Annotated in this window: 18 protein-coding genes; 8 read left to right on the top strand and 10 right to left on the bottom strand. The window is 66.2% G+C overall.

Going from position 1 to position 23,513, the window contains the following annotated elements; translation table 11 throughout:
- Positions 1-30 precede the first annotated feature (30 nt).
- The 3 genes from ACUXH0_RS05530 to ACUXH0_RS05520 all read left to right on the top strand — a co-directional run bounded on the left by ACUXH0_RS05530 (position 31) and on the right by ACUXH0_RS05520 (position 3,519).
- Complete coding sequence (locus ACUXH0_RS05530) at positions 31-957, top strand: LysR family transcriptional regulator (RefSeq protein WP_012430120.1); 927 nt, start codon at positions 31-33, stop codon at positions 955-957.
- 209 nt (positions 958-1,166) lie between these two features.
- On the top strand, positions 1,167-1,718 hold the full coding sequence (locus ACUXH0_RS05525; RefSeq protein WP_012430119.1) for a sunset domain-containing protein: 552 nt from the start codon (positions 1,167-1,169) through the stop codon (positions 1,716-1,718).
- A gap of 79 nt (positions 1,719-1,797) precedes the next feature.
- Positions 1,798-3,519 carry a SulP family inorganic anion transporter gene (locus ACUXH0_RS05520; RefSeq protein ID WP_012430118.1) on the top strand — a complete coding sequence of 574 codons (1,722 nt, stop codon included), beginning with the start codon at positions 1,798-1,800 and terminating at the stop codon, positions 3,517-3,519.
- A gap of 59 nt (positions 3,520-3,578) precedes the next feature.
- Here ACUXH0_RS05520 and ACUXH0_RS05515 read toward each other — a convergent pair whose 3' ends face one another.
- The 3 genes from ACUXH0_RS05515 to ACUXH0_RS05505 all read right to left on the bottom strand — a co-directional run bounded on the left by ACUXH0_RS05515 (position 3,579) and on the right by ACUXH0_RS05505 (position 8,454).
- Positions 3,579-5,345: a virulence factor gene (locus ACUXH0_RS05515; protein ID WP_182593995.1), complete on the bottom strand. Its 1,767-nt coding sequence runs from the start codon at positions 5,343-5,345 to the stop codon at positions 3,579-3,581.
- Entirely contained in the window at positions 5,342-7,975 is a 2,634-nt protein-coding gene (mprF, locus tag ACUXH0_RS05510; RefSeq protein WP_012430116.1) for a bifunctional lysylphosphatidylglycerol flippase/synthetase MprF, read from the bottom strand. The genes ACUXH0_RS05515 and mprF overlap by 4 nt, the downstream gene beginning before the upstream one ends.
- 284 nt (positions 7,976-8,259) lie before the next feature.
- Positions 8,260-8,454, bottom strand: coding sequence for a hypothetical protein (locus ACUXH0_RS05505; protein WP_004627872.1), 195 nt, complete (start codon positions 8,452-8,454; stop codon positions 8,260-8,262).
- A 294-nt stretch (positions 8,455-8,748) separates the two neighbouring features.
- Between ACUXH0_RS05505 and ACUXH0_RS05500 the strand changes: the two genes are divergently transcribed.
- From ACUXH0_RS05500 to ACUXH0_RS05480, 5 genes are all read left to right on the top strand, one after another.
- Positions 8,749-10,266, top strand: coding sequence for a sensor domain-containing diguanylate cyclase (locus ACUXH0_RS05500; RefSeq protein WP_024542226.1), 1,518 nt, complete (start codon positions 8,749-8,751; stop codon positions 10,264-10,266).
- A gap of 87 nt (positions 10,267-10,353) precedes the next feature.
- Entirely contained in the window at positions 10,354-11,370 is a 1,017-nt protein-coding gene (locus ACUXH0_RS05495) for a helix-turn-helix domain-containing protein (protein WP_004627875.1), read from the top strand.
- Positions 11,371-11,692: 322 nt separating this feature from the next.
- A complete protein-coding gene (locus tag ACUXH0_RS05490; protein WP_220485412.1) occupies positions 11,693-13,603 on the top strand; it encodes a S8 family serine peptidase in 1,911 nt (636 codons plus the stop codon).
- 22 nt (positions 13,604-13,625) lie between these two features.
- Entirely contained in the window at positions 13,626-14,111 is a 486-nt protein-coding gene (locus ACUXH0_RS05485; protein WP_004627881.1) for a hypothetical protein, read from the top strand.
- Positions 14,112-14,209: 98 nt separating this feature from the next.
- The gene (locus tag ACUXH0_RS05480; protein ID WP_004627883.1) at positions 14,210-15,586 is read left to right on the top strand and encodes an amino acid permease; all 1,377 of its coding nucleotides are present in this window, start codon (positions 14,210-14,212) and stop codon (positions 15,584-15,586) included.
- 21 nt (positions 15,587-15,607) lie between these two features.
- Here ACUXH0_RS05480 and ACUXH0_RS05475 read toward each other — a convergent pair whose 3' ends face one another.
- From ACUXH0_RS05475 to ACUXH0_RS05445, 7 genes are all read right to left on the bottom strand, one after another.
- On the bottom strand, positions 15,608-16,912 hold the full coding sequence (locus ACUXH0_RS05475) for an O-acetylhomoserine aminocarboxypropyltransferase/cysteine synthase family protein (protein WP_080693864.1): 1,305 nt from the start codon (positions 16,910-16,912) through the stop codon (positions 15,608-15,610).
- Positions 16,913-17,133: 221 nt separating this feature from the next.
- Positions 17,134-18,066 carry an amidohydrolase family protein gene (locus tag ACUXH0_RS05470; RefSeq protein ID WP_024974565.1) on the bottom strand — a complete coding sequence of 311 codons (933 nt, stop codon included), beginning with the start codon at positions 18,064-18,066 and terminating at the stop codon, positions 17,134-17,136.
- Between the two features lie 2 nt (positions 18,067-18,068).
- Positions 18,069-19,394, bottom strand: coding sequence for an MFS transporter (locus tag ACUXH0_RS05465; protein ID WP_004627889.1), 1,326 nt, complete (start codon positions 19,392-19,394; stop codon positions 18,069-18,071).
- Between the two features lie 76 nt (positions 19,395-19,470).
- The gene (locus ACUXH0_RS05460; RefSeq protein ID WP_037057196.1) at positions 19,471-20,835 is read right to left on the bottom strand and encodes an MFS transporter; all 1,365 of its coding nucleotides are present in this window, start codon (positions 20,833-20,835) and stop codon (positions 19,471-19,473) included.
- Between the two features lie 62 nt (positions 20,836-20,897).
- Positions 20,898-21,848, bottom strand: a complete 951-nt coding sequence (locus ACUXH0_RS05455; protein WP_024542229.1) for an SMP-30/gluconolactonase/LRE family protein — start codon at positions 21,846-21,848, stop codon at positions 20,898-20,900.
- 5 nt (positions 21,849-21,853) lie between these two features.
- Entirely contained in the window at positions 21,854-22,804 is a 951-nt protein-coding gene (locus tag ACUXH0_RS05450) for an NAD(P)-dependent oxidoreductase (protein WP_012430111.1), read from the bottom strand.
- A complete protein-coding gene (locus ACUXH0_RS05445) occupies positions 22,804-23,502 on the bottom strand; it encodes an RraA family protein (protein WP_012430110.1) in 699 nt (232 codons plus the stop codon). Before ACUXH0_RS05445 ends, ACUXH0_RS05450 begins: the two co-directional genes overlap by 1 nt.
- Positions 23,503-23,513: the final 11 nt, after the last annotated feature.

Below are 23,513 nucleotides of genomic sequence, written 5' to 3'. Positions count from 1 at the left end.
GGACGATGAACACGTTCGAAGGAGTTGCACATGTTGACGGACGAAGAATTGGCACTCCTGGAGGCTATCCGCCAGACGGGCAGCCTGTCGCGCGCGGCGGCGCAACTGGGCAAGGCGCCGTCGACCGTGTCATATGCCGCACGCCAACTGGAGCAGCGCTTCGACGCCCTGCTGTTTGATCGCCGTCGCTACCGGCTGCAGCTCACGCGCGCCGGGCAGTTGCTGACGGAAGAAGCCGCGCGGCTGGCGCAGGATGTGTCGCGTGTTACGCAGCGCGTGCGGCAGGTGGCCAACGGCTGGGAAGACCGCTTGTGGATCGTGACGGACGAGCTGCTGGAGTTCGAATCGCTCATGGCAGTGATGCACGCGTTCGATGCGCTGCAATCGGGCGTGGCGCTGCGCGTGACGCACGAAGTGCTGGCCGGCACCTGGGAGGCCCTGCGCGACGGCCGCGCCGATCTCGTGATCGGGGCGACCAACGAGCCGCCTTCCATCCCGAACCTCGGATGGTTCGAGCTGGGGGTGGTGGAATGGGTATTTGCCGTGTCGCCACGACACCCGCTTGCAGCCGTCGACGCGCCGCTCACGCGCGAGGAAATCGCCCGGCATCGCGCCGTGGTGGTGGCCGATTCGGCGCGCACCACCGCCGGCCGCGCCTATGGGATGCTGAGCGGGCAGCCTACGCTGGCCGTGCCCAGCATGCGTGCCAAGACGCTTGCCCAGCGCGACGGCCTGGGCGTCGGCTGGCTGCCGAGGCACCGCGTGGCGTCGCTGCTGGCGCGCGGCGAGCTGGTGGAAAAACGTACCACCGATCCGCGCGAGCCGAACCTGCTCTACGTCGGCTGGCGCAGCGGCGATGTCGACGGCGAGGGCCGCGCACTCCAATGGTGGCTTGAGCAGCTACGGCAGCCCCGCTTGGCCAGGCGGCTGGTGCAGGGCATCGACACATTCGCCTGAAACTTCGCCGCGCCGTGTGATCTTGCCTATGCTGGGATGGCGCCGACTTCGCATCGCCCGTCGGCGCAACACAAGCGACGCCGACTGTTGCGGAATGATCAACGTTGCAGCGTTTGTCTTCTGACAAACCCTCGGGTTGGTCAACGCGCGCTGTCGGCCAGCGTTAATCGGTCACGCACGTATTTCCGTGCCTCGTTGGGGGTCTCGTTATGAAACTGTCTGCGTTGATGTTTTCAATCGGTGCGCTGGTGATGGGTTCAGCGTTTGCGCAGGGCACCGCCGCACCCGCCACCGCACCGGCAGCGGCCCCGGCAGCGGCCCCGGCGGCCGTCCACGCGGTCTGCAAGGACGGCACGCCCTATAGCGGCGCGACGCTCAAGGGCGCCTGCCGCGGCCACGGTGGTGTCGACAAGAAAGCCAGCGCAGGCGGTGCTCCGGCTGCCGCGCCCGCAGCGGCGCCTGCCGCATCGGCTCCGGCCAAACCTGCGGCCGCGGCTCCTGCGGCGCCTGCCGCAGCACCGGCTCCGGCGCCAGCAGCCAAACCCGCAGCAGCAGCGCCTGCCAAACCGGCCGCGGCCGCAGCGGCCACCGTTGCCCCTGGCGGCGGCCCCGACAAGGTATGGGCCAATGCCAGCACCAAGGTCTACCACTGCCCGGGCGATCGCTACTACGGCAAGACCAAGCAAGGCGAATACATGACCGAAGCCGACGCCAAGGCCGCCGGCATGCGCCCAAGCCGCAACAAGGCCTGTACCAAGTAAGACACGCCTGCAGCCAACCCGTACGCCGCGGCCCGCCCGGGTCGCGGCGTCGTCCATTTCAGCCGGATCACCGCGTCGCATGCCCCCGAGCAACGAACATCCCGCCGCCGCCCTGCAACACCCAGAGAGCTTCGCCCCGCTGGATGCGCCGCCCCAGCCGCCACAGCAGCGCGCGGTGCGCGACGTCATCGCCGGGTTCTCGATTGCGGGCCTGTTGCTGCCCGAAGCCGTTGCCTACGCGGGCATCGCCAGCCTGCCGCCGCAGGCCGGGCTGATCGCATTGCTGTGCGGTCTGGTGGTCTACTCGTTGCTCGGCTCGAGCCGCTTTGCGATTGTCTCGGCCACGTCATCGTCGGCCGCCGTGCTGTTTGCGACGGTGCTCTCGGAGCCCGGCGCCAGCAGTGCGACGGCGCTCACGATGGCGGCGGCGCTCATCATCGCAACGGGTGTGCTGTTTATCCTGGCCGGTGCGGCGCGGCTGGGCGGCATGTCGGATTTCATCGCGCGGCCGGTGCTGCGCGGTTTCACGTTCGGGCTGGCGCTGACGATTGCCGTCAAGCAATTGCCCAAGATCCTCGACGTAACGGTTCACCACAGCGACACGCCACGCGTTGCGCTGGACCTGATCAGCAGCGCGGCCAGTGCCAACCCGTACAGCACCGCATTGGGTGCCATCGCACTCGCCCTGCTCTTCGGCCTGGGCCGCTGGGGGCGCGTTCCGGCCACGCTGGTCGTCATCGTGCTCGCCATCGCGGCCGGCTACTGGATCAACTGGCACAGCTATGGCATTGCCGTGGTCGGCCATATCGACTTGCAGAACATCAGCTTCGGCGTGCCGGCGCTGAACCGGGTGCAATGGATGCAAAGCGCCGAACTCGGCTTTGCGCTCATGCTGATCCTCTACGCCGAATCCTACGGCTCCATCCGCAACTTCGCGCTCAAGCACGGCGATGGCATCTCCGCCAACCGCGACCTCGTCGCACTGGGCTGTGCGAATCTGCTCTCGGGCCTGCTGCACGGCATGCCCGTCGGCGCCGGGTATTCAGCCACTTCTGCCAACGAAGCCGCGGGCGCGCAATCGCGTCTGGCCGGGCTGTGCGCGGCGGTCGTGGTGGCGCTGATCGTGTGGCTGTTCCTGCCGGAGCTTGCGCGCATTCCCGAGCCGGTGCTGGCGGCCATCGTGATCTTTGCGGTCAGCCATTCGCTGCATCCGGCCGTCTTCAAACCGTACTGGGCCTGGCACCGCGATCGGCTGGTGGTGATTGCCGCGTTGCTCGCCGTGCTGGTGCTGGGCGTGCTGCACGGGTTGCTCGCCGCAATTGGCGTGAGCCTGCTGCTCACCCTGCGCAAGCTCTCCGAGCCCAACGTGAGCGTGCTCGGCCGCCTGCGCGAGAGCCATGATTTCGTCGACGTGTCTCTACACCCGGAGGCCAAGCCCGTGCCCGGTGTGCTGATCGTCCGGCCCGAAGTGCCCCTGTTCTTCGCCAACACTGAGCGCGTACTCGGCAAGGTTCGTGCGATGCTTCAACAACCGCACGAGCCCGCGCTGCGCGCCATCATGCTGAGCCTGGAAGAAACGCCGGACGTGGACGGCTCGGCCATCGAAGCGCTGCGCGTCTTTGCCGCCGAATGTGCGGCGCGCGGCCTGCAACTGATGCTCGTGCGCCTCAAGCCGCGCGCGCTGACAGTCTTGCAGCGCGCTACCGACAGCACACTGCGTGCCGAGATGCTGCACGAGTTGAGCGTGGATGAATGCGTGCAGTCGCTGGCCGCAACGCCCAGCACACCGGCCGGCGCCTAGCGCGACAACGCCAGGGCACAACACGGTGCGCGAAGCGCGTCAGCCCCGGGACCGGCGTATCAGCGCGAGGCGTTGCCCGGTGCACGCGCGCCTTCGAGAATGATGCGCGCGAGCTTGGCGTAATCGCCATCAAAGTGATGGCCGCCAGGCAGCTTCACGAGCTGCACCTGCTTCGGATCCAGGCCCGGGCAATTGGTGTCCTTCTCTTCCTTGCCGTAGATGCACATGCCCAGCCCCGCCGGCAGCTTCTGCACCTCGGGCAGGATCAGCAAGCCAGAGGCGCTGCTCGACACCCAGTTGGTCATGTGGAACTCAAAATCGGCACGCTTGCCCAGGCCCATCATGACCGCCAGCGCGACATGCTCGCGCGACGCCGCTGGCAACCGGTTGACGATGAAGGGCAGCACGTCTGCGCCCTGCGAATAGCCGATCAACAGGGCCTTCTGCTTCTTCCAGCGCGACGCATAGAAACGCACGAGGCGGTCCATGTCGGCGGCGGCAGAGGCCGGCGTGCGGGGCGTCCAGAAGTAGCGCAGCGAATCGATGCCCACCACGGGCACGCCCGACTTGGACAGCGCGGCCGCAACCTCCTTGTCCAGCCCCGCCCAACCGCCGTCTCCCGAGAGCAGCACCGCAAACAACTCGGACGATGACCCGGGCTGCGCGGGCACTTCGATGATCGGCAGGTCAGACACCGCCGCGGGCGGCGGCGGGGGCGGCGGCTTGCGCTGGGCGACAAGCTTGGCGAAGGCGGTCTTGAACGGTTCGCTGGCTGTCACAGGCGGCGCATTGGCGCCCGTTGCCATGGCCGGCAACGCCACCGATTGCGCCCCGGAAATCGTATCGATGAAGGCTTGCGTGGCACGCGCGTCGCACAGCGGACCGGAGCGGCGCGCAAACGACGTCGGCATGGCGGATTGCAGCGCCACCCAAGGCGCAGACAACTTCGTGGCCGGCAGGAGCACCACCCCGGCGTTCTCGGGCGGCTTGACGCGTTTGGCCGTGGTGCGGCTCTCGCTCATGCGGCGGCTGAAGTGCACGCCCTCGCCCTTGCACAACGGCTTGCGCAGCTCCAGCACCGGACAGAACTCCATCGACATGGCCCCGGCAAAGATGTTCGGGCGCGCCTGGGCAATCATGGCGTAGGCCAGCGCACCGCCTTCGTTGTCGCCAACGAGGATGGGCGGGTAGTAGCCGGGCACCTTTTCGTAGGCCTGCAGGAAGCGGCTGAAGTTTTCGAGATCGCCATCGGGGAAAGCGCAATCGCCCGGATCTGCCTCCAGGCTGGCGAACAGCGCAGGCGTCGACAGGCCTGCCACCAATGCGCCCTGCTGCGCGAGGCTCTCTGCCATGCGCGATGCGGCGGGCGTCCAGCCCAGGTCGCCCGACAGCATCAGCACGACGGAGCGGATTTCGCCCTTCGGCTTATAGACCGGCACATCGCGAAAACGCCCGTGCGTAACGAACTCGACCGCGCCCGGTGCGGCGGCGGGCGTAGCGGGCGCCACCACCGGCAGCGACAGCACGCCGCCGTTGGCAGCCTTGTTGGCCGTCACGGCCGGCCCGCTCATTTGCAGCCGAGGCGGCATGTCACCGCGCGGCGGCACTGCCACGACACCACTGGCGCCCGTCATGCCCACGGGAGGAACCAGCACCGCGCCCTGCACGGGCGTCGGTTTGGATGTAGGCGCAGGAGCGTCGGCGGCGATGGCCCAGGACGCTGCCAGCACCATGCCGACCGCACCCACATGCCCGGCCAAACGCAAGCCTTTGCGTAGCACTCCCCGATGCCGCGCCTCTTGCGTGCGCGGTGCTTGCCAACTCATTTGGAGATCACTCCCTTCAAGCCGCCGCCGATCAGCGCAGCGACGTCCGTCAATGTGAACAGCGGCGCGATACCGCCACGTGCGAGCAGGTAGCGGGCTTCCCACACCGGCTCGAATTTGTCCTTGAAATTGCGCAGCCCTCTGAAATTGTAGAAGCGCGCACCGTGCCGGAACATCATCCGTCCGAAGCGGTGCCAGCGCGGCGCAAGCTGATGCTCAACCATGCCCGACATCGGCGCCATGCCCAGCCCGAAACGCTGATACCCCTGCGCCTGGAAGTGCAGGATGACCTTGCCAAACAGGAAATCCATCGTGCCGGGCGGAACGTCGCTGCGATAGCGCATCAGGTCCACGCTCGCCTCGATGCGCAGCACATCGGGGCACATCAGCGTGGCAAACGCCACGATGACGCCCTCGCGGCGCACCACGGCCACGGGCTGGCTGCGGATGTAGCGGTCGTCAAATGCGCCGAGCGAGAAGCCTTTCTCGCGCGCGTTCTGATTGCGCAGCCATTCATCGGAAATGGCCCGCAATTCGTCCAGGACGGTCGGCACGTCTGCCGTCGGGATGATCTCGAACGACAGCCCTTCGCGCTCGCCGCGCGTCACGCCATGGCGCAGATTGGCGCGGCGCGAGCCCTTGAGGCTGAAGTCGGGCAGCGACACATACGCCTCTTCGCCCAGCTTGTAGGCACGCAGGCCGGCATCGAGATACAGCGGCAGCGTCTGCGGCCGCGTCTTGTAGAACGCGGCGCGCCCGCCATGCGCGTCGGCCATTTCGATAAAGCGCCAGATCAGCTCGGGCCACTCCTGCTGCGCGCCCACGGGGTCGGACAGCGCCACCCACGAGCGCCCCTGCTTGGCGTACATGATGAACGCGTTGCCCGACGGCGAGAACAGCAGGCTCTTGTCGCCCATCAGCGCGAGCGTGGCATCGGCGGCAGGCTGCTTGCGGACGATCTCGGCCGCGCGGGCGAGTTCTTCGTCGCTCGGGAAGGTCGTAACGCCTGGCTCCTTGCGAAAGAGCTGCCACATGCCGAAGCCGAGCCCGGTGACGGCCACGGCCATCAGCGCGCGGATGGAACGTGGCGCATCGCCGTCAAATGTGAATTGCCACCAGAGCTGGTTGGCGTAGGCCACCTCGCGGTAGGCGAAGAAGAGAATCCACACGCACGCCGCAAACACGCACACCATGGCGAGCAGCCACCCCGCCTCCAGCCGCTGCGAGAACAGCGACGACGGCCGATCGAACTGCCGGCGCGAGATGACGAGCAGCACCGCCAGCGTCACCAGCACCGCCATCTCCGACACGGCAATGCCCTTGGGCAGCGCCAGCACGCCGGTCAGCAGCGACAGCACCAGCGCCGCCCACCACGCGGCATCCAGCCGGTGCAGCAGCCCGCGTGCGACAAACAGCATGATGAGCCCCGCCACGCTACCGATCATGTGCGAGGCTTCCACCACGAACAGCGGCACGTGCATGCGCAGGAGGTCTTCCGCTTCGTCGCTGGCAGGGGTGACGCCCGAGACCAGCAGCATCACGCCGGCCACCATCGTCAGCGCGGCCAACAGCCCCGGCGACAACTTGACCGCAGCGCGGCCGAACGGTGCCCCGGCGCCGGAGCGCAACTCGAAGGCGCCAAGCATGGCAGCGGCCACGACCAGTGGCAGCAGGAAATAGATGGCGCGGTAGAACAGCAGCGCGGCCAGCACCTCGGCCGGCGGCGCCTGGCCGCTGCAGCCCAGAAGGATGACGGCCTCGAACACACCCAGGCCGCCCGGGCTCTGGCTCAGGACGCCCAGCGTGACCGCCAGCGCATAGAACGCCACAAACGTCGGTAGGTCGACCGCGCCTGCCGGCATCAGCACCCACAGCGCCGCCGCCGCGGCAATCATGTCGGCCGCTGAAATCGCAAACTGACGCGCGGCCAAGCCCGGCGGCGGCGGGCGGACCTCCCACCGGCCAAACAGCGTCACATGGCGCTGCCGCATGCACAGCACGAGCAACGCCACGACGCCGGCCAGCACCAGCAGGGCCACGACTTCGAGCAACGGCGCCGGCAAATGCGTAATGGTAGCGATGTGCGGCGCGCCCCACAGCAGCCCGACCGCGCCAAAGGCCGTGGTGGACACGCCAAGCGCGCCCGCATCGAAGGCGACCGCTTCTGTCACACGGGCAGGATCGAGCCCGGCCGCCGTGTACAAGCGCGTGCGCACCGCCCCGGCCGTCAGCGAACCGAGACCGACGGTGTTGCCCAGCGCATAAGCAATGAACGAGGTGGTGGCCACCGTGCCTGGGGCGACGTGCGCGCCGGCATAGCGCAGGCCGGACGCGTCGTAGCCGGTCAGGGCGACGTAGCTCAGCGCCGTGGCCAGCACGGCCAGCAGCAGGTGCGAGCGCGGCGTAGCCTGCAGCGCGGCGACCATATCGGCGTAGTGCACGTGGTCCAGCAGCGCATACAGGCTGTCGAACACGAGTGCGCCAAGCACGAGCACCATGCCGACCACGATCCAGCCGGCCAGGCCTAGGCCCGATTCGGATCGCACGGGCGTGGCGGGCGCGGCAGGCGGGGTGCGGGCCGAAGATCGGCGCGATGTTGGACTGGCGTCGTTGGACGCGGCGTCAGGCATGGTGAAAAACGAAATCCTGCTGGCTTGGCGGAGTGCCGGGTCGAAGCGATATGCGAATCCGGACCCGCAGAAGTGGGAGAGCGCGGCAAGACAAACCGCCGAAGACCACGCTCCGCACGGTATCGACGTCTTGATTGGAGCCTGGCCTACCGGCACGGGCTTGTCGCGCGCGCCGGTTTTCTCTCGACCCGCGCTTCAGACGGCCCGTGTGCTGGATTCGCACGTTGTTTGCGGCCTACGTAATACGGCTGAAGCAGCCGATTCGTTGACACGCAGTCCGCATTTTACGGTTTGGGCGCGCTCTCCGGCGGCTTGGGCGGCACATTGGGCTTGCCGGCGTCGACGGAAACCGGGTCGCTCGCAGGAAAGGTTTCCTCAAGGCCCTCGTCGAGCAGGGCTTCCTCATGCGTATCGGCCACGGGCGGATGCGGGTTGGCGGGCGCCGGGGTGGGTGAGGCGCGATCGTCTGGCTCTGGCATGGCGTTCTCCAAGGATGCTTACCCAGAATAGGCAAAGCCGGCTTAACAGGATGACATGGAGGACGGCATGGGCATATGTCGGGCCGGCGGCGGGCTCGGCGCCACGGGTGCGGCACTCAGCCGATGCTCAGCAAACCGTGCGCCAGCCGCCCCAGAAAGCGTTGCACAAACGGGATCGAATGGATAACCGCAAACGTTTTGTATGCTGAAGAAGTCTTAGACAGTATTGCGTAGGAAGGAGGAGTCCGGTACACCATTGAAGCGATCGTTTTCAATATTTTCACAATTCTGCGCATGCCTTTACAGCGCGCCACTGGTGCACTCCTGCGGCGGCCTTCTCTGCTGATCATCGGCGCGTCGGCGCTGTCGCTGGTGCTGGCCGCGCTGACCGCGCTCTCGCTCTGGGAAATGCGCTCGGACGCACTGGCCCGCGCGCGCGATGCCGCCGACAACCTCGCGCTGATCCTGCAGCGCGACATTGCCCGCAACATCGAGGTGTACGACCTGTCGCTGCAGGCCGTGATCGACGGCGTACGCGACCCCGCCATGCTGGCGCTGCCGCCCGCCGTACGCCAGCTCGTGCTGTTCGACCGGTCGACCAACGCGCAGGACCTGGGCTCGCTGCTGGTGACCGACAAGGCCGGCGACGTGGTCATCGATTCGCACTCGGTGCCGCCGCGGCACATTTACCTCGGTGACCGCGATTATTTCCAAGTACATCAAGCCTCCGACGACGTCGGGCTGTATATCAGCGAGCCGTTCATGCCGCGCGCGACTGGCCTCGAGCGATCGCTGGGACTCAGCCGGCGCCTGAACGGCCCGCACGGCGAATTCAACGGCATCGTGGTCGGCACGCTGCGGCTGAACTACTTCAGGCGGCTGTTCGACGGCATCAACCTGGGGCCCCACGCCACCGTCACGCTGATCCGCACCGACGGCACGCTGCTCATGCGGCGCCCGTACAACGAAAAGCTCATCGGCCGCAACCTGGCCGATGCCACCGCGTTCCAGAAGCGGCTGCTCGCACCAGAAGGCTCGTATGTGGACATCGCGGGCATTGACGATATCGAGAGGCTGTTCAGCTTCCGCCATATCGGCGACCACCCGCTGATCGTCACCGTTGGCCTTGCCACCGAAGACATCTATGCTGAATGGTGGCGGCGCGCATGGGTGATCAGCGGCATCGTGCTGATGCTTGACGCGGTGTTCATCGTGCTGTCATTCCTCTTTGCGCAGCAGCTGCGCAAGCGGCTCGAGATGGAGCAGCAATTGCATCTGCTGGCCAATACCGACAGCCTGACCGGACTTGGCACGCGCCGCGCCTTGGATTCCGCCCTCGACGTGGAGTGGCGCCGCGCCAATCGGCATCACACCCCGATGGCGGTGCTGATGATCGACGTGGACGACTTCAAACCCTACAACGACAGGTACGGCCACGCCGCCGGCGACACCGCCCTGCGCACGGTGGCACGCTGCATCAACGACAGCATCAAGCGCCCCGGCGACTTTGCCGGCCGCTATGGCGGCGAGGAGTTCTGCGCCGTGTTGCCGAACACCGACCTGGGCGGCGCCGCGCGCGTTGCCGAGAGCATCCGCGCTGCCGTTCTGGCCGCCAACGAGCGCAATGCTGGCAGCGCGTACGGCAAGCTGACCGTGAGCATCGGCGTGGCGGTGCATTCGGGCATTGCCGCCGAGGACGACACGCTGGAAGACCTCGTTCGACTGGCGGACGGGCGGCTGTATGAAGCCAAGGCCGCCGGCCGCAACGTGGTCATGCCGCGACACGAGCGGCCCAAGCTGGCTGTCGTCTAGCCAACACCCGTCGGGCACCCCACTTTGGGGGCATGCCATCATCGGCCACCGCTTCTGCACAATGCGCGGGGCTTTCAGGAAACCGCCGTGAGCAAACCTCCGCATTCCCACTTCGATACGTCTGCGCTGCCGCGCGAGCATCAATTTGCGGCGTGGCGGGATGCCATCAACGTGCTGTTCGATTCGCGCTCCGCCGCGCCGCAGTCGCATGGCTTTCAGGCCAGCGTCGACGCCTATCTGTGCGGCGAGACAGGTGTGGGCATGCTCAGCGCCCAGGCACAGCACTATGACCGGTCCCGCTCCAAGCTGGGGCGCGACGGCATGGACGTCTACGTGCTCCAGTACTACCTGGAAGGCAGTTGCGGACAGCGCGACGGCGCAAGCGACAGCGCCACGCGCCCCGGCGATCTGTTCATCGTCGACGCAGCCCAGCCGCTCGCCACAAGCACGACCGACAGCCGCTTCCTGAGCCTGGCCGTGCCACGGCGCCTGCTGGCACCGCTGCTGCGCGCACCCGACGAACTGAGCATGCGCGTGCTGCGCGGCGGTGCTCCGATGGTCGGGCTGCTGCGCGATCACCTGTGTTCGCTCTATCACTCGGTCGGGAAATTGAGCGATGCCGAAGCACAGGCCGTCATCCCGGGCACCCTGCAACTGGCTGCGGCCGCCATCAACTGCCAGGTGACCGAAGCCAATGCGCCGGCCGTGAGGGAAAGCCTGTTTGCCTCGGTCTGCCGGCATGTGCAGCACAATCTGTCCGACCTGGCGCTTTCGCCCGAAGGCGTGTCGGTGCAGTTCGGCATCTCGCGTGCCACGCTGTACCGGCTGTTCGAGCGCGAAGGCGGCTTCTTCAACTACCTGCGCATGCAGCGCCTGCGGCAGTGCCACGCGATCCTGGCCGACCGATCGCAGACGCACCGTTCGGTAGCCGAAATCGCGCAGACCTACGGCTTTTCCGACGCCTCGAACTTTGCGCGTGCGTACCGGCGCGCGACGGGCATGTCGCCCCGCGAGACGCGCATGCTGGCCGTCGAAGGGCGCGCCGCAGCCATGCCGTTCGTGCAGCACAAGGACTGGCGCACCTGGGTCATGCAGATGCGCTGATGCGCGCGGCGCCCCCTCCCGCAACCCGTTTTTTCCTCCTACCTCTGGCGCTTGCCGCCCCCCAGGCTGAGACGCGCTGACAGGTTCGCGCGACGGCCGGACCGGTTCGCGGCCGCAGCCGCTTTCTCCGTTGAATCCCGGCTGGCGTGCGTGCGAGCATCCGGCCCGACCTGACGAGTGCCCATGTACTCGCGGCGGGCACGCGCGACGTGCCCTCTCTTCGTCGAACAGGTCGGAGCGGTGCGGACATTCCGCGCCTCGCACAACACACAACGACAAAAACGGGGGTCTTGTGAAAGACATAACGGGAAAATCGCTTGCCTTGACGCTCTTCGCCACCGTGGCGCTGGCCGCGTGCGGCGGTGGAGACTCGGGAAGCAACACCGCCAGCAATGGCGGCAACACCAGCGGCAACACGCCGCCCGCATCCACGTGCGCAGAAACCGGCGTCGATGCCAAGTACGCCTGCCAGACCGGCAGCACGGAGCCGCTGTACACCTACCAATGGGCGCTCAAGCAGGCAACGAGCTTCTTCGCGGCGTTCGGCCTGGTGGCCAACGGCACGACCGACATCAACGTTGAAGACGCGCACAAAGCCGGCATCAAAGGCCAGGGCGTGAACGTGCTCGTGCTCGATGACGGCATCGACGTGCACAACGAAGACCTGTTCGCCAATGCCAACTCGGACATGACGCACAACTTCGACGATGGTTTGAACGATCCGACACCGGCAGACAATCCCGCGAACATCAACGACGCGCATGGCACCAATGTCGCCGGCATCATCGCGGCGGCGCAGAACGGCAAGGGCGTGATGGGGATCGCGCCGCGGGCGACACTGGGCGGGGCGCGCTTTATTGGCGCGGCGAACCCGGACACCACCGCAGCCTACGGCGGCGCAAATTGGTCGAAGAACGGCCACATCATCAACGCATCGTACGGTGCAAACCCGCAGGCGCCGCTGGAGTACGACACGTCCACCTCGACACAGGCAGCGGTGCGCGCCTTCCCGAACCTGCGTGGGGGCCGCGGCCTCGTCATGCTCAAGGCGTCGGGCAACGAATATGAGTCCATCAACGACGGCATCAATGTTCCGCCGCGCACGTGCCCGACCGTGGGCGCTACCGCCGGCATGATCGGCTGCGAGACTCCGGCCAATGACCCGGAAGCGCTGGAGCCCGGCGTGATCGTGGTTGGCGCAGCAAACGCGCAGGGCATCAAGTCGAGCTACTCCAACGCCGGATCGGTCAACTGGATCACAGGCTTGGGCGGCGAATACGGCAACGGCGGCAAATATGGTGAAACCGGCAGCGGCCCGAAGATTTTCTCCACCGACCTCAGCGGCTGCGCACGCGGCTACAGCCGGGCCAATCCGGACGACACCTATGACTTTGCAATTGCAGGCACCGCCACCAACCTGAAAGACAACGCGAAGTGCGACTACTCGAGCATGAACGGCACGTCGGCGGCCACACCGACGCTCTCGGGCGTGGTCGCGCTGATGCTGGCGGCCAATCCGAACCTGACGTGGCGCGATGTGCGCGAGATTCTGCGTGCGACGGCCCGCAAGATCGACGCCGACTACGGCAGCCGTGACGGCCGCAACGCGCGGATCGACTTGCTCACCGGCGCCGCCACCGGCGACACCAGCGCCGCGCTCACCGACGGCGCGACCACCGCACGCCTGGACTACGGTTGGCAGACCAACGCCGCCGGCTATGCGTATTCGACGTGGTACGGCTTCGGGCTGGTCGACGCTTCGGCGGCCGTAAAGATGGCCAAGGCGACCGTCGCCTACAAGCCGGCAGCACTGTCGGTGCCTGACTTCGCGGCCGCCTTTGCCAACGTCAACCAGCTGAACTACGGCGCGGTGCAGAAGCTCGGCCAGTTCAACGTGTCGGGCACGGACAAGGTCGACGCCCTGCAGCTGCGCGTATCGGGCTCGGTGTGCGTGGGCAGCGTCGGCTTCTTCGTGAAGTCGCCGTCGGGCACGGTGTCGGCGTTGTCCCTGCCGTACAACGGCTATTACAACAACGGCGTCGATACCGTGAACAAGTACGGCCTTGGCAGCTACGCCTTCTACGGCGAGAACGCAGCCGGCACGTGGGAGGTCTACGCCGTAAGCGGTGTGCCGACCAATGCCTGCGCGAAGTACCAGCCCCAGGGTGGCACCCACACCGTGACCCTCACCACGCCGCTGGCTGTGGAATACCGCGTGATTGCTGCCAAGTGAGCCCGTTCGGAGACCAATCAACATGATCAATGCAACTCTTATGAAGACTGTGGCGCTGGCGGCGCTTCTCTCGATGGCTTCGGCGTGCCAGGCGGCCGACCTGACGGTGGGCAAGCGCCTGAGCACGCAGGAGCTGGCCCAGTACGCGAGCACACCGACAGTGCAGATCGAATCGCAGTCGTTCAAGGTGCTCTCCAGCGGCACGCGCACCAAGGCAGCGGGTGCGGCATCCTCAGCCGTCACGCAGGTCGTCAATGAACGCGGCGTGGTAGGGGAGAGCCGCAACGAGGTGGTCGTCTCGCAGGTGTCGGTCGACAGCGTGCGCCAGGCAGTGAGCAGCCTGCCTGCAACGCCCGTGTCGGCGGAGTATTACGGGCACCTGAACATCAGCACGCTGCGCTTTGCTTCGTTCCAGGATGCCGTGAACGCGCGTGCGCAACTCAAGAAGACGCTGCCGCAGGCGCGGGTGGACGTTCCGATCCAGTACGCCAAGCCCGTGGCGCGCTGATCAGTACCGCGCGGTTGCACAAGACGCCCCGCCTCCGCGCGGGGCGACTTGCATGGAAGGCGTATCATCCCGGCCTTTTCCCAAGCCAGGACAACACCATGACCAAGGCCACCGGCAGCTTCGAAGCGCTGGCCGCACGCGAAGGCGGCCTGCAGCACCGCCTCTCTTCTGCGCAACTCACCATGATCGCCATCGGCAGTGCGATCGGCACCGGCCTGTTCCTGGGCAGCGGGGCGGCCATTCAGTTGGCCGGCCCGGGCGTGATCGCCAGCTACGCCATCGGGGCGTTCATCGCCCTGCTGCTCATGGGGTGCCTGGCCGAGATGGTTGTCGCCCATCCCACTACCGGTTCGTTCGGCGCGTATGCCGAGCACTACGTGAGCCCGCTTGCCGGTTTCCTCGTGCGCTATGCGTACTGGGCGGCAGTCGTCTTCGTGATCGGCGCCGAAGTGACCGCGGTGGCGGTGTACATGGCGTACTGGTTTCCGGGTGTGCCAGCGTGGGTGTGGATCGTCGGGTTTTCGGCCGTGCTGGTGTGGGTCAATGCCAGCAGCGTCGAGGTGTTTGGCGTGGCCGAATATTGGTGCTCGATGATCAAGGTGGTGGCCATCGTCGCGTTCCTGGCGGTGGCGAGCTACGCCATCCATCGCGCACCCGATGACGGCCCGATCGGCTTTCACAACTACGTGAGCGCGGGCGGCTTTCTGCCGCACGGATGGAATGGCGTGTGGTTCGGCGCGGTGGTCAGCATCTTCAGCTTCTTCGGCATCGAGCTGATTGCCGTGGCCGCCGGCGAGGCGCGCGAGCCGGAAGCTGCCGCCGCCAGCGCATTCCGTTCAACGCTGTTCCGGCTGGTGTTCTTCTACCTCTGCACGTTGGCACTGATGCTCGCCGTCGTGCCTTGGCAGCAGGCCGGCACGGGCAAGAGCCCCTTCGTGCGGGTGATGGAAATCCTCGGTATCGCCGGTGGCGCGGGCGTGATGAACTTCGTCGTGCTCACGGCGGCGCTGTCGTCGATGAACGCGCAGTTGTATGTATCGACGCGCATGCTGTTCAGCCTCGCGCGCGGCGGGCAGGCGCCTCAGGCGCTGGGCGCGGTGAGCCAACGCGGCGTGCCGCTGCGCGCGCTGGCGGTGTCCAGTTCCGGTGCGGCATTGGCGGCCGTGCTGAGCGTTGTGCTGCCAGGGCAATCGTTCCTGTTGATGATGTCGCTAGCGATGTTCGGTGCGCTGTTTACGTGGCTCGTCATCTTTGTCACGCACGCGCGCTTCCGGCGCACGGCGCAGCGCGAAGGCCGCGCACTGCGCTTTCGCATGTGGGGCTTTCCTGCGCTGACCACGCTTGGCGCAATGGCCATGGCGGTCATCATCGTCAGCACGGCGTGGATGCCCGATTTCCGGATGACGCTGATGGTGGGTGTGCCGTTTCTGCTCGTGCTGGCGGCGGTGTTCCGGTGGGTGCACGGCCGGCAGTGACCGCCAGACGACGCTCCAGGGTCAGGTGCGCGCCAGCGCCTGATCCAGATCGGCCAGCAGATCATCGATATGCTCGATGCCGATCGACAGCCGGATCGTCTCCTGCCGCACACCCGCCGTGGCAAGCTCGGCTTCCGAAAGCTGCCGATGCGTGGTCGATGCCGGATGGGTTGCGAGCGACTTGGCGTCGCCAATGTTCACCAGCCGCGTGAACAACTGCAACGCGTCCTGAAAGCGCGCCCCGGCGGCAAAGCCGCCCTTCACCCCAAACGTGAGCAACCCTGGCGCCTTGCCCGAGAGGTACTTGCGCACGAGCGCGTGATCGGGGTGATCGTCCAGGCTGGCATGGTTGACCCACTCCACCTTGGCGTGGCCCCGCAGATGCCGGGCGATCTGCGCGGCGTTCTGCGTGATGCGGTCGATGCGCAGGCCCAGCGTTTCGATGCCCTGCAGGATCAGGAACGCGTTGAATGGCGACAGCGCCGCCCCGGTATTGCGCAGCGGCACCACGCGGGCGCGGCCGATATACGCCGCGTCGCCCAGCGCTTCCGTATAGACGACACCGTGGTAGCTCACGTCCGGTTCGTTCAAACGCTTGAAGCGTGCCTTGTGCTTGGCCCACGGAAACTTGCCCGAATCGACGATCGCGCCGCCCAGGCTCGTGCCGTGGCCGCCCAGGTACTTCGTCAGCGAATGCACGACGATGTCGGCGCCGTGCTCAAAGGGCCGCGCCAGGTACGGCGTCGGCACTGTGTTGTCGACGATGAGCGGCACGCCATGGCGGTGCGCAATCTCGGCCAGCGCGGCGATGTCGGTGATGTTGCCCAGCGGGTTGCCGACGGTCTCGGCAAAGATGGCCTTGGTACGGTCGTCGATCAGCGCCTCGAACGATGCCGGGTCGCGCGGGTCGGCAAAGCGCGTGGTGATGCCCGACAGCGGCAGCGTATGCGCGAACAGGTTGTAGGTGCCGCCGTACAGCGTGCTGGCCGAGACGATGTTGTCGCCCGCTTCCGCAATCGTCTGGATCGCATATGTGACGGCCGCCTGGCCCGACGCCAGCGCCAGCGCGCCGATGCCGCCTTCGAGCGCAGCGATGCGTTTCTCCAGCACATCGTTGGTCGGGTTCATGATGCGCGAGTAGATGTTGCCCGGCACCTTCAGGTCGAACAGATCGGCGCCGTGCTGCGTGTCGTCAAACGCAAACGCAACAGTCTGGTAGATCGGCACGGCCACCGCGCGGGTCGTCGGGTCCGCGCTGTAGCCGCCGTGGACGGCCACGGTGTCGAGTTTCCAGGCAGGGGTAGTGCTCAAGGACGACTGCGTCATGGTGCGTCTCCGGAAGGTTGATCCGGCGAGCATATGGGTAGCCCTTCGATGGGGGAACGATCGTTTTTGCGTTTGCTTATGCGCGAAACGTAGCTGATCAGGCGTGTATCAGTTCGTGCTGGATGACATTCTGCAACCCGACATGCTGCCCCAGCCGCGTGCGGCGGCAGCGGCCCGGGCCACGTGATTGGACGGAGGCCGCAGAACCGAAACGGGGTTGGTCAACCGAAGCCGTAGAGCTTCACCGGATTCGACACAAAGATCATCTGCTGCCAATCCGCACGGTCGATCCACGTGGCAAACGTATCTACCAGCGTGGCATCGTCCGGCTTGTGCGCCTTCTCGGTCGGATGCGGCCAATCGGTGCCCCACAGCATCCGCTCGGGCGCCATGTCGATGAATGCCTTCGCCACTGGCTCTACGTCTGCATAGCCAGGCGCGCCCGCCTTGGAATCGACATATGGACCGGACAGCGTGATCCACGTGTTCCCCTTGTCGACCAGGCGCTGCGCGGTACGCATAGCGTCGGACTGCATGCCACCGGGCTGCGGAACATGTGCGATGTGGTCGATGACGAGCGGACATGGCAGCGCAAGCAGATGCGACTCCAGTGCGGGCAGCTTGGCGCCTTGCACAACCAGTTCGATGTGCCACCCAAGCGCGCCGATGCGGGACGCCAGCGGCGCGAGCATGTCGACGGTGGTAGCGCCCGGATAGCTCAGATTGAAGCGGATGGCTCGCACACCGGCCGCGTGCATTTCGGCAAGCTGTGCCTGCGTCACGGACGTATCGACCACCGCAACACCGCGCGCACTCGGCCCGAGACGCTTTAGCGCATCCAGCGTGCAACGGTTGTCCGTTCCGTACGTCGACGGCGTGACCACCACGTTGCGCTGCATGCCCAAACGGGCCTGCACCTTGCGGTACTGCTCGATGCTCGCGTTGGGCGGGCGCAGCGTGGTGCCTGGGGCGCTGGGGAATCGGTCATCGTAGATGTGCATGTGGCAATCCACTGCGCCGGCCGGCAGCTTGAATGTCGGCGTGGCGCTACCGCTGGACCACAGCTCTTCCGCTTCGGTAAGCCCCGGAACAGCGGCCGCCACGGCACTGGCACCCGCCATCTGCAGGAACCGCCTTCTGCTGAATGCGCGCATGATCAGGCCGTCTCCGTCTTGTTCAGCACCTGCGCTTCCGGCTTCGCGCGACTAAGCAGCAGCAACGTCGTCACGCTCACCAGCGTCAGCAGCGCCAGCGGCATCAACGCCAGCGCATAGCTGCCGGTGGCCTGCTTGACCCAGCCGTACACGTTCACCATCAGGCCGCCGCCGATGAGATTGGCAATCGCGTTGATAGTGGCCAGCCCCGCAGCGGCTGCACTGTTCGAGAGCATGCCGGAGGCCAGCGCCCAGAACGGCCCCTTGAACGAATAGGCCCCGACCAGCACCGCGCACAGCATCACCATGGTCGGCACGAGAGAGCCGCTGAGCGACGTGCCAAACAGGCCCAGGCCGATCAGCAGCATGGGAATGGCGGTATGCCAGCGGCGCTCCTTGAGGCGGTCCGAGCGGCGGCCCCAAACTACCATCAGCACCGATGCCACCGCATACGGCACCGAGTTGAGCAGCCCCGTCTGCATGACGGTCAACCCGAACGATTTCAGCAGCTGCGGCTGCCACACCGACAGCGTGCTGCCGGCGGCCGATGCGCACACGTCCACCAGCGCGAGGCACAGCACGTAGCGATTGCAGAACAGCTTAAGCAGCGGCATCTGCGCGACTTTCTTCGGCCCGCGCGCTTCACCGGCCAACGTATTTGTGAGCCACTGGCGCTCTTCGTTCGACAGCCACTTGGCTTCCTCCGGCCGATTGGTCAGCACCCGCAAGCAGGCGATGCCCAGCAGCACCGTGGGAATGCCTTCGAGGATGAACAGCCAATGCCAGCCGCGCAGGCCGGCAAACCCGTCCATCTGCAGCAGCACGGCGGAGATGGGCGAGCCGATGAAGCTCGCCGCCGGAATCGCGACCATGAACGTCGCCACAATACGCGCGCGATGCGTTGCCGGAATCCAGTACGAAAGGTACAGCAGCACGCCGGGAAAGAACCCTGCCTCCGCCGCGCCCAGCAGGAAGCGCAGCGCATAGAACGATGCCGGGCCGCTCACCAGCGCCGTCGCGGCCGAGATCAGGCCCCAGGTGATCATGATCCGCGCGATCCAGATACGCGCGCCGTAGCGCTGCAGCGCCAGGTTGCTAGGCACCTCGAAGAAGAAATACGACACGAAGAAGAGGCTGCTGCCGAACCCGAATACGCGTGCTGTCAGCCCAAGGTCATGGTTCATCTGAAGCGAGGCCATGCCCACGTTGCCGCGGTCGATGAAGGCCAGCAGGTAGCAGAGCATGAGAAACGGCACGAGCCGCCAGACCACCTTGCGCAGGGTCCGCTGCTCGATTTCCGTCACACCGGTACTGCCCGTCACTTGCATGTGTGTCTCCTGGTGCCGACGTCTGCTGCGCGGCGCTGTTTGAATGTCTAGTAAGAAAGGTACTGCGATTGCGCGATCAGCGTGTTGCGGCTTCACCGGCATCGGCGCCCGGGTCGCCCAGCCAGGCGATGGACAGCGCACCGATGAGCAGCACTGCCGACACCGCCAGCAGCGGCGCGGTAAAGCCCTGCGAGAACTGCTTGATGGCACCGATCATCGACGGGCCGACAAAGCCGCCAAGGTTGCCGACGGAAACGATCAGCGCCAGCCCGCCCGCAGCCGCGCGGCCCGTAAGGAAGGTGGACGGAATCGCCCAGAACGTGGCCTGGAACGCCAGGATGCCGCTCACCGTCAGGCACAGCGCGGCGAGCTTGAGCGCCGGTGCATCCAAGGCCGTGCTGGCCGCAAGCGCCACTGCTGCAACCACCAGGGCGGCAGCCACATACGGGACGCGGTTCTGCGCGCGGTTCGCCATGCGGGCCCACCACAACATGACCACCGCACCCAGGGCATATGGGATGGCCGTCAGCCAGCCGACCACGGTGTGCTCGACGCCAAACTGCTTGATGATCTGCGGCATCCAGAGGCCCACGCCGATGGAGCCCACGATGCCGCAGAAGTTGATAAACGCCAGCACGAAGACGCGCCAGTTGGTCATCGCATCGCGCAGGGTCGTGCCGTGCTTGCTGGCGATGGCGCGCTGCTCCATGGCGAGGCGGCGCGCGAGCACGGCCTTCTCATCGTCGGTGAGCCATTTGGCCTTTTCAGGCCGATCCGCCAGCACAAACAGGCACGCAATACCGAGCAGCACCGCCGGCAGCCCTTCGATCAGCAACAGCCATTGCCAGCTGCGCAGCCCATGCAGACCGCCGAGTTCGAGCAGGGCGCCGGAAATGGGTGAGCCGACCATGTTCGCCACCGGAATGCCGACCAGGAAGGCCGCCGTCACCTTGGCGCGCCACTTGCCCGGAAACCAGTGCGTGAAGTACAGGTAGATGCCCGGCGTGAAGCCTGCTTCGGCAAGGCCCAGCAGAAAGCGCGCAGCCGCAAAACTCTTGGGCCCGACCACAAACGCCGTGGCCATCGAGAAGATGCCCCACGTGATCATGATCCGCGCGATCCAGATGCGCGCCCCCACCTTCTGCATGATGAGGTTGCTCGGGATCTCGAACAGGAAATAGCCGATGAAGAACAGCCCCGCGCCGAACCCGAACTGCTCGGCGGTCAGGCCAATGTCCTTGTTCATGGTGAGCGCGGCAAACCCCACGTTGGTGCGATCGAGATAGCTGATCACATAGCAGGCGAAGATGAACGGCAGGATGCGGCGGAACGCCTTGGCCAGCGTGCGTTCGCTCGCCTGGTAGTCCGCATCGGGCAGCGTAGCGGCGGAGCGCACATCCGCGCCATGCGCTGGCGTGGTGGCACTCAAAGTCTGGGACATTTGCATGGTCTCCTCCGTCGCGCTTCTATGAGCACTCAGGGTCGGGTATCGATGAGCTGGGGCTAGGGCGTGACTTTTGTCTGCTTTGCTCGATGCGGCAGCGGGCCGGCGATGTCCATCTCGGACTTGAGCACCGTGCCGGACACCGATTCGGTCATGAAGAGCGTCTTCATTTCGGGGCCACCGAAGCATAGGTTCGTGAGCGATGCACCTTCGGGGCTGGTCAAGATCATGTCCGGCTCCGCACGGTGGTTCAGCACCCATGCGCGGCCGAGTCCGGGGTTGGCCACGAACAGCCGCCCCGCGGTGTCGATCGTCAAACCATCCGGGCCGCTCGGGCCGTACGACGTGAAGAACTGTCCGACCTTGCTGACAGAGCCATCGGCCTGCAACGGCACACGCCACACGCAGTTGCCGCGCGTCATGGCGACGTAGAGCACTTTCTCGTCGGGCGACAGCACGAGCCCGTTGGGGCTGGGGCAATTGCCGAGCAGCATGTCGAGCCTGCCTTCCGGCGAGAGGCGATAGACGCGCCCCGTCGGGTCTTGCAGGCCGGTCTGGCCCTGGTCGGTGAAGTACAGGTTGCCGTGCGAATCGAACGTCAGGTCGTTCACGCCCTTGAAGCGCTCAGAGTTGCGGCGCTCAAGATACGGCGTGACTTCGCCGCGCTTGATGTCGAGCAGCATCAGCCCGTTGCGGTAGTCGGTGATGAGCAGGTGTGCATCGTCGACGAACTTCATGCCGTTGGGCTCGCCGTCGTATTCGGTCACCAGTTCCCAATCGCCCGCCGGCGAGATGCGGAAGACGCGGCCGTGCGGGATATCCGTCACGTACAGATGGCCGTAGCCGCGGCCATCCGGACACCACACCGGTCCTTCGAGAAACGAGTCGGTGGCTTGCCCGCCGCGATTGGCGCGTGCCCATTCCGTCTGGACATCGGGCTTGCGAAACTTGGCCGGCATGCGCGTGAAGACTTCGGCTTCACGCATCGCCGGTGGCGAGAGCAGGAACATGGACATCACGCCGCCGTGCTGGCACGTTCCTCGATCACTGCGAGCACATTGGCCGCGGCGCCCTTACCCATGTTCACGTAGGCCGCGTCGCTCACGCCGCCGATGTGCGGCGACAGAATGATGTTGGCAACGCCCTGGAACGGATGCGGCACCGTCATCGGCTCCACGTCGAAGCTGTCGAGCCCCGCTGCACGGAGTCGGCCGTTGGCCAGCGCTTCCACCAGCGCGGCTTCGTCAATGAGGCCGCCGCGCGCCGTGTTGACCAGAATCGCGCCGGGCTTGAAGCAGCTGAACGCGTCGCGGTTCAGCATCTTGCGGTTCTCGGCGGTCAACGGGCAGTGCAGCGAGACCACGTCAGACTGCGCGTACAACTCACCGAGCGCCACCAGCTGGACGCCTGCCGGCGCCTCTTTCGTGTACGGGTCGAATGCAAGAACCTTCATCCCGAACGCCAGGCCGATGGCAGCAGTCCGGCGCCCGATCGCACCCAGGCCGACCAGGCCAAGCGTGCGGCCATCCAGTTCGACCGACTTGTGCGTCGCCTTGTCCCAATGCCCAGCACGCATGCGCGCGTCGAGCTGCGGGACGGACTTTGCGCATGCGAGGATCAGCGCCCACGCATGCTCGGCCACAGCAGCCGCGTTGGCCCCCACCGCGGCACGCACCGCAATGCCACGCGCCGCGGCAGCATCCTGATCGATGACGTCGATACCGCTGCCGTGCTTGGAGATCACCTGCAGGTTGCCGGCGGCTGCATCCATGATGCGGGCGTTGATCTTGCCGTAGCGCACGATGATCGCCACCGGCTTGTGCCGTGCGCAGAGCGCGACGATGTCGTCTTCGGTGGGCTGCTTGCCGGCAAACACGACTTCAAAATCGCCCAGCATCTCCAATGCTTGCGGTGCCAGGTCAGCCGCCGTGACGAGCAGGACAGGCTTGGTTGCAGTCGTGCTCATTACAGTGCCTCGCCTTCAGCCAGCATGCCCGCCGCGCGCAGTTCCTTCTCGAGCCAGCCGGGGCGCGTATCGCCCTTGCGGATCGCCGCAATGCGGGCCGCTTCGGCATCCACCTTTTTCTGTGCGAGCACGAGAATGCGCTCAACGTCGGCACGCGGGATCACGACCACGCCATCTGCATCGCCCACCACCAGGTCCCCCGGATGCACCGTTGCGCCGGCGGCGGACACGGGCAGGTTCACGCGGCCAGCCACGCTCTTGGTCGGCCCGCACGGGTTCAAGCCGGCAGAGAAAATCGGGAACGTGCCATTCGCCAACTCGTGCGAATCGCGCACCGCGCCATCGATGACAAACCCGGCGATGCCAGTGGCCTGCGCCTGCGTGGCCATGATCTCGCCGATCAGCGCGCAACTCTGGTCACCCTTGCCGTCCACCACGATCACATCGCCGGGCTTGGCAACCGCCAGGGCGGCATGGATGGCAAGGTTGTCGCCCGGGCGAACTTCGACCGTTACAGCCGGCCCGGCCACTTTCATGGTCGGCGCGAGCGGTTTGACGCGACAGTTCAAGGTGCCGCGGCGGCCGGCAACGTCGGCCAGGATGGCCGCCTGAAAGCGGGCAGCCGCCTCGACCAGCGCGGGGGAAACGCGTTCGATATCGCGAACGATGGCGGAAGTGTTGTGCGAAGGGGTACTCATGAAAAACCTGC

It is taken from the genome of Ralstonia sp. 110700041-2 (assembly GCF_056280165.1).
This window is presented reverse-complemented; position numbering and strand designations above follow the sequence as displayed.

Bases quoted from the DNA above. Each gene is read 5' to 3' on its own strand.
- ACUXH0_RS05530 (WP_012430120.1), top strand. From the start codon at position 31: ATGTTGACGGACGAAGAATTGGCACTCCTGGAGGCTATCCGCCAGACG.
- ACUXH0_RS05525 (WP_012430119.1), top strand. From the start codon at position 1,167: ATGAAACTGTCTGCGTTGATGTTTTCAATCGGTGCGCTGGTGATGGGT.
- ACUXH0_RS05520 (WP_012430118.1), top strand. From the start codon at position 1,798: ATGCCCCCGAGCAACGAACATCCCGCCGCCGCCCTGCAACACCCAGAG.
- ACUXH0_RS05515 (WP_182593995.1), bottom strand. From the start codon at position 5,345: ATGAGTTGGCAAGCACCGCGCACGCAAGAGGCGCGGCATCGGGGAGTG.
- mprF (WP_012430116.1), bottom strand. From the start codon at position 7,975: ATGCCTGACGCCGCGTCCAACGACGCCAGTCCAACATCGCGCCGATCT.
- ACUXH0_RS05505 (WP_004627872.1), bottom strand. From the start codon at position 8,454: ATGCCAGAGCCAGACGATCGCGCCTCACCCACCCCGGCGCCCGCCAAC.
- ACUXH0_RS05500 (WP_024542226.1), top strand. From the start codon at position 8,749: ATGCCTTTACAGCGCGCCACTGGTGCACTCCTGCGGCGGCCTTCTCTG.
- ACUXH0_RS05485 (WP_004627881.1), top strand. From the start codon at position 13,626: ATGATCAATGCAACTCTTATGAAGACTGTGGCGCTGGCGGCGCTTCTC.
- ACUXH0_RS05480 (WP_004627883.1), top strand. From the start codon at position 14,210: ATGACCAAGGCCACCGGCAGCTTCGAAGCGCTGGCCGCACGCGAAGGC.
- ACUXH0_RS05475 (WP_080693864.1), bottom strand. From the start codon at position 16,912: ATGACGCAGTCGTCCTTGAGCACTACCCCTGCCTGGAAACTCGACACC.
- ACUXH0_RS05470 (WP_024974565.1), bottom strand. From the start codon at position 18,066: ATGCGCGCATTCAGCAGAAGGCGGTTCCTGCAGATGGCGGGTGCCAGT.
- ACUXH0_RS05465 (WP_004627889.1), bottom strand. From the start codon at position 19,394: ATGCAAGTGACGGGCAGTACCGGTGTGACGGAAATCGAGCAGCGGACC.
- ACUXH0_RS05460 (WP_037057196.1), bottom strand. From the start codon at position 20,835: ATGTCCCAGACTTTGAGTGCCACCACGCCAGCGCATGGCGCGGATGTG.
- ACUXH0_RS05455 (WP_024542229.1), bottom strand. From the start codon at position 21,848: ATGTTCCTGCTCTCGCCACCGGCGATGCGTGAAGCCGAAGTCTTCACG.
- ACUXH0_RS05450 (WP_012430111.1), bottom strand. From the start codon at position 22,804: ATGAGCACGACTGCAACCAAGCCTGTCCTGCTCGTCACGGCGGCTGAC.
- ACUXH0_RS05445 (WP_012430110.1), bottom strand. From the start codon at position 23,502: ATGAGTACCCCTTCGCACAACACTTCCGCCATCGTTCGCGATATCGAA.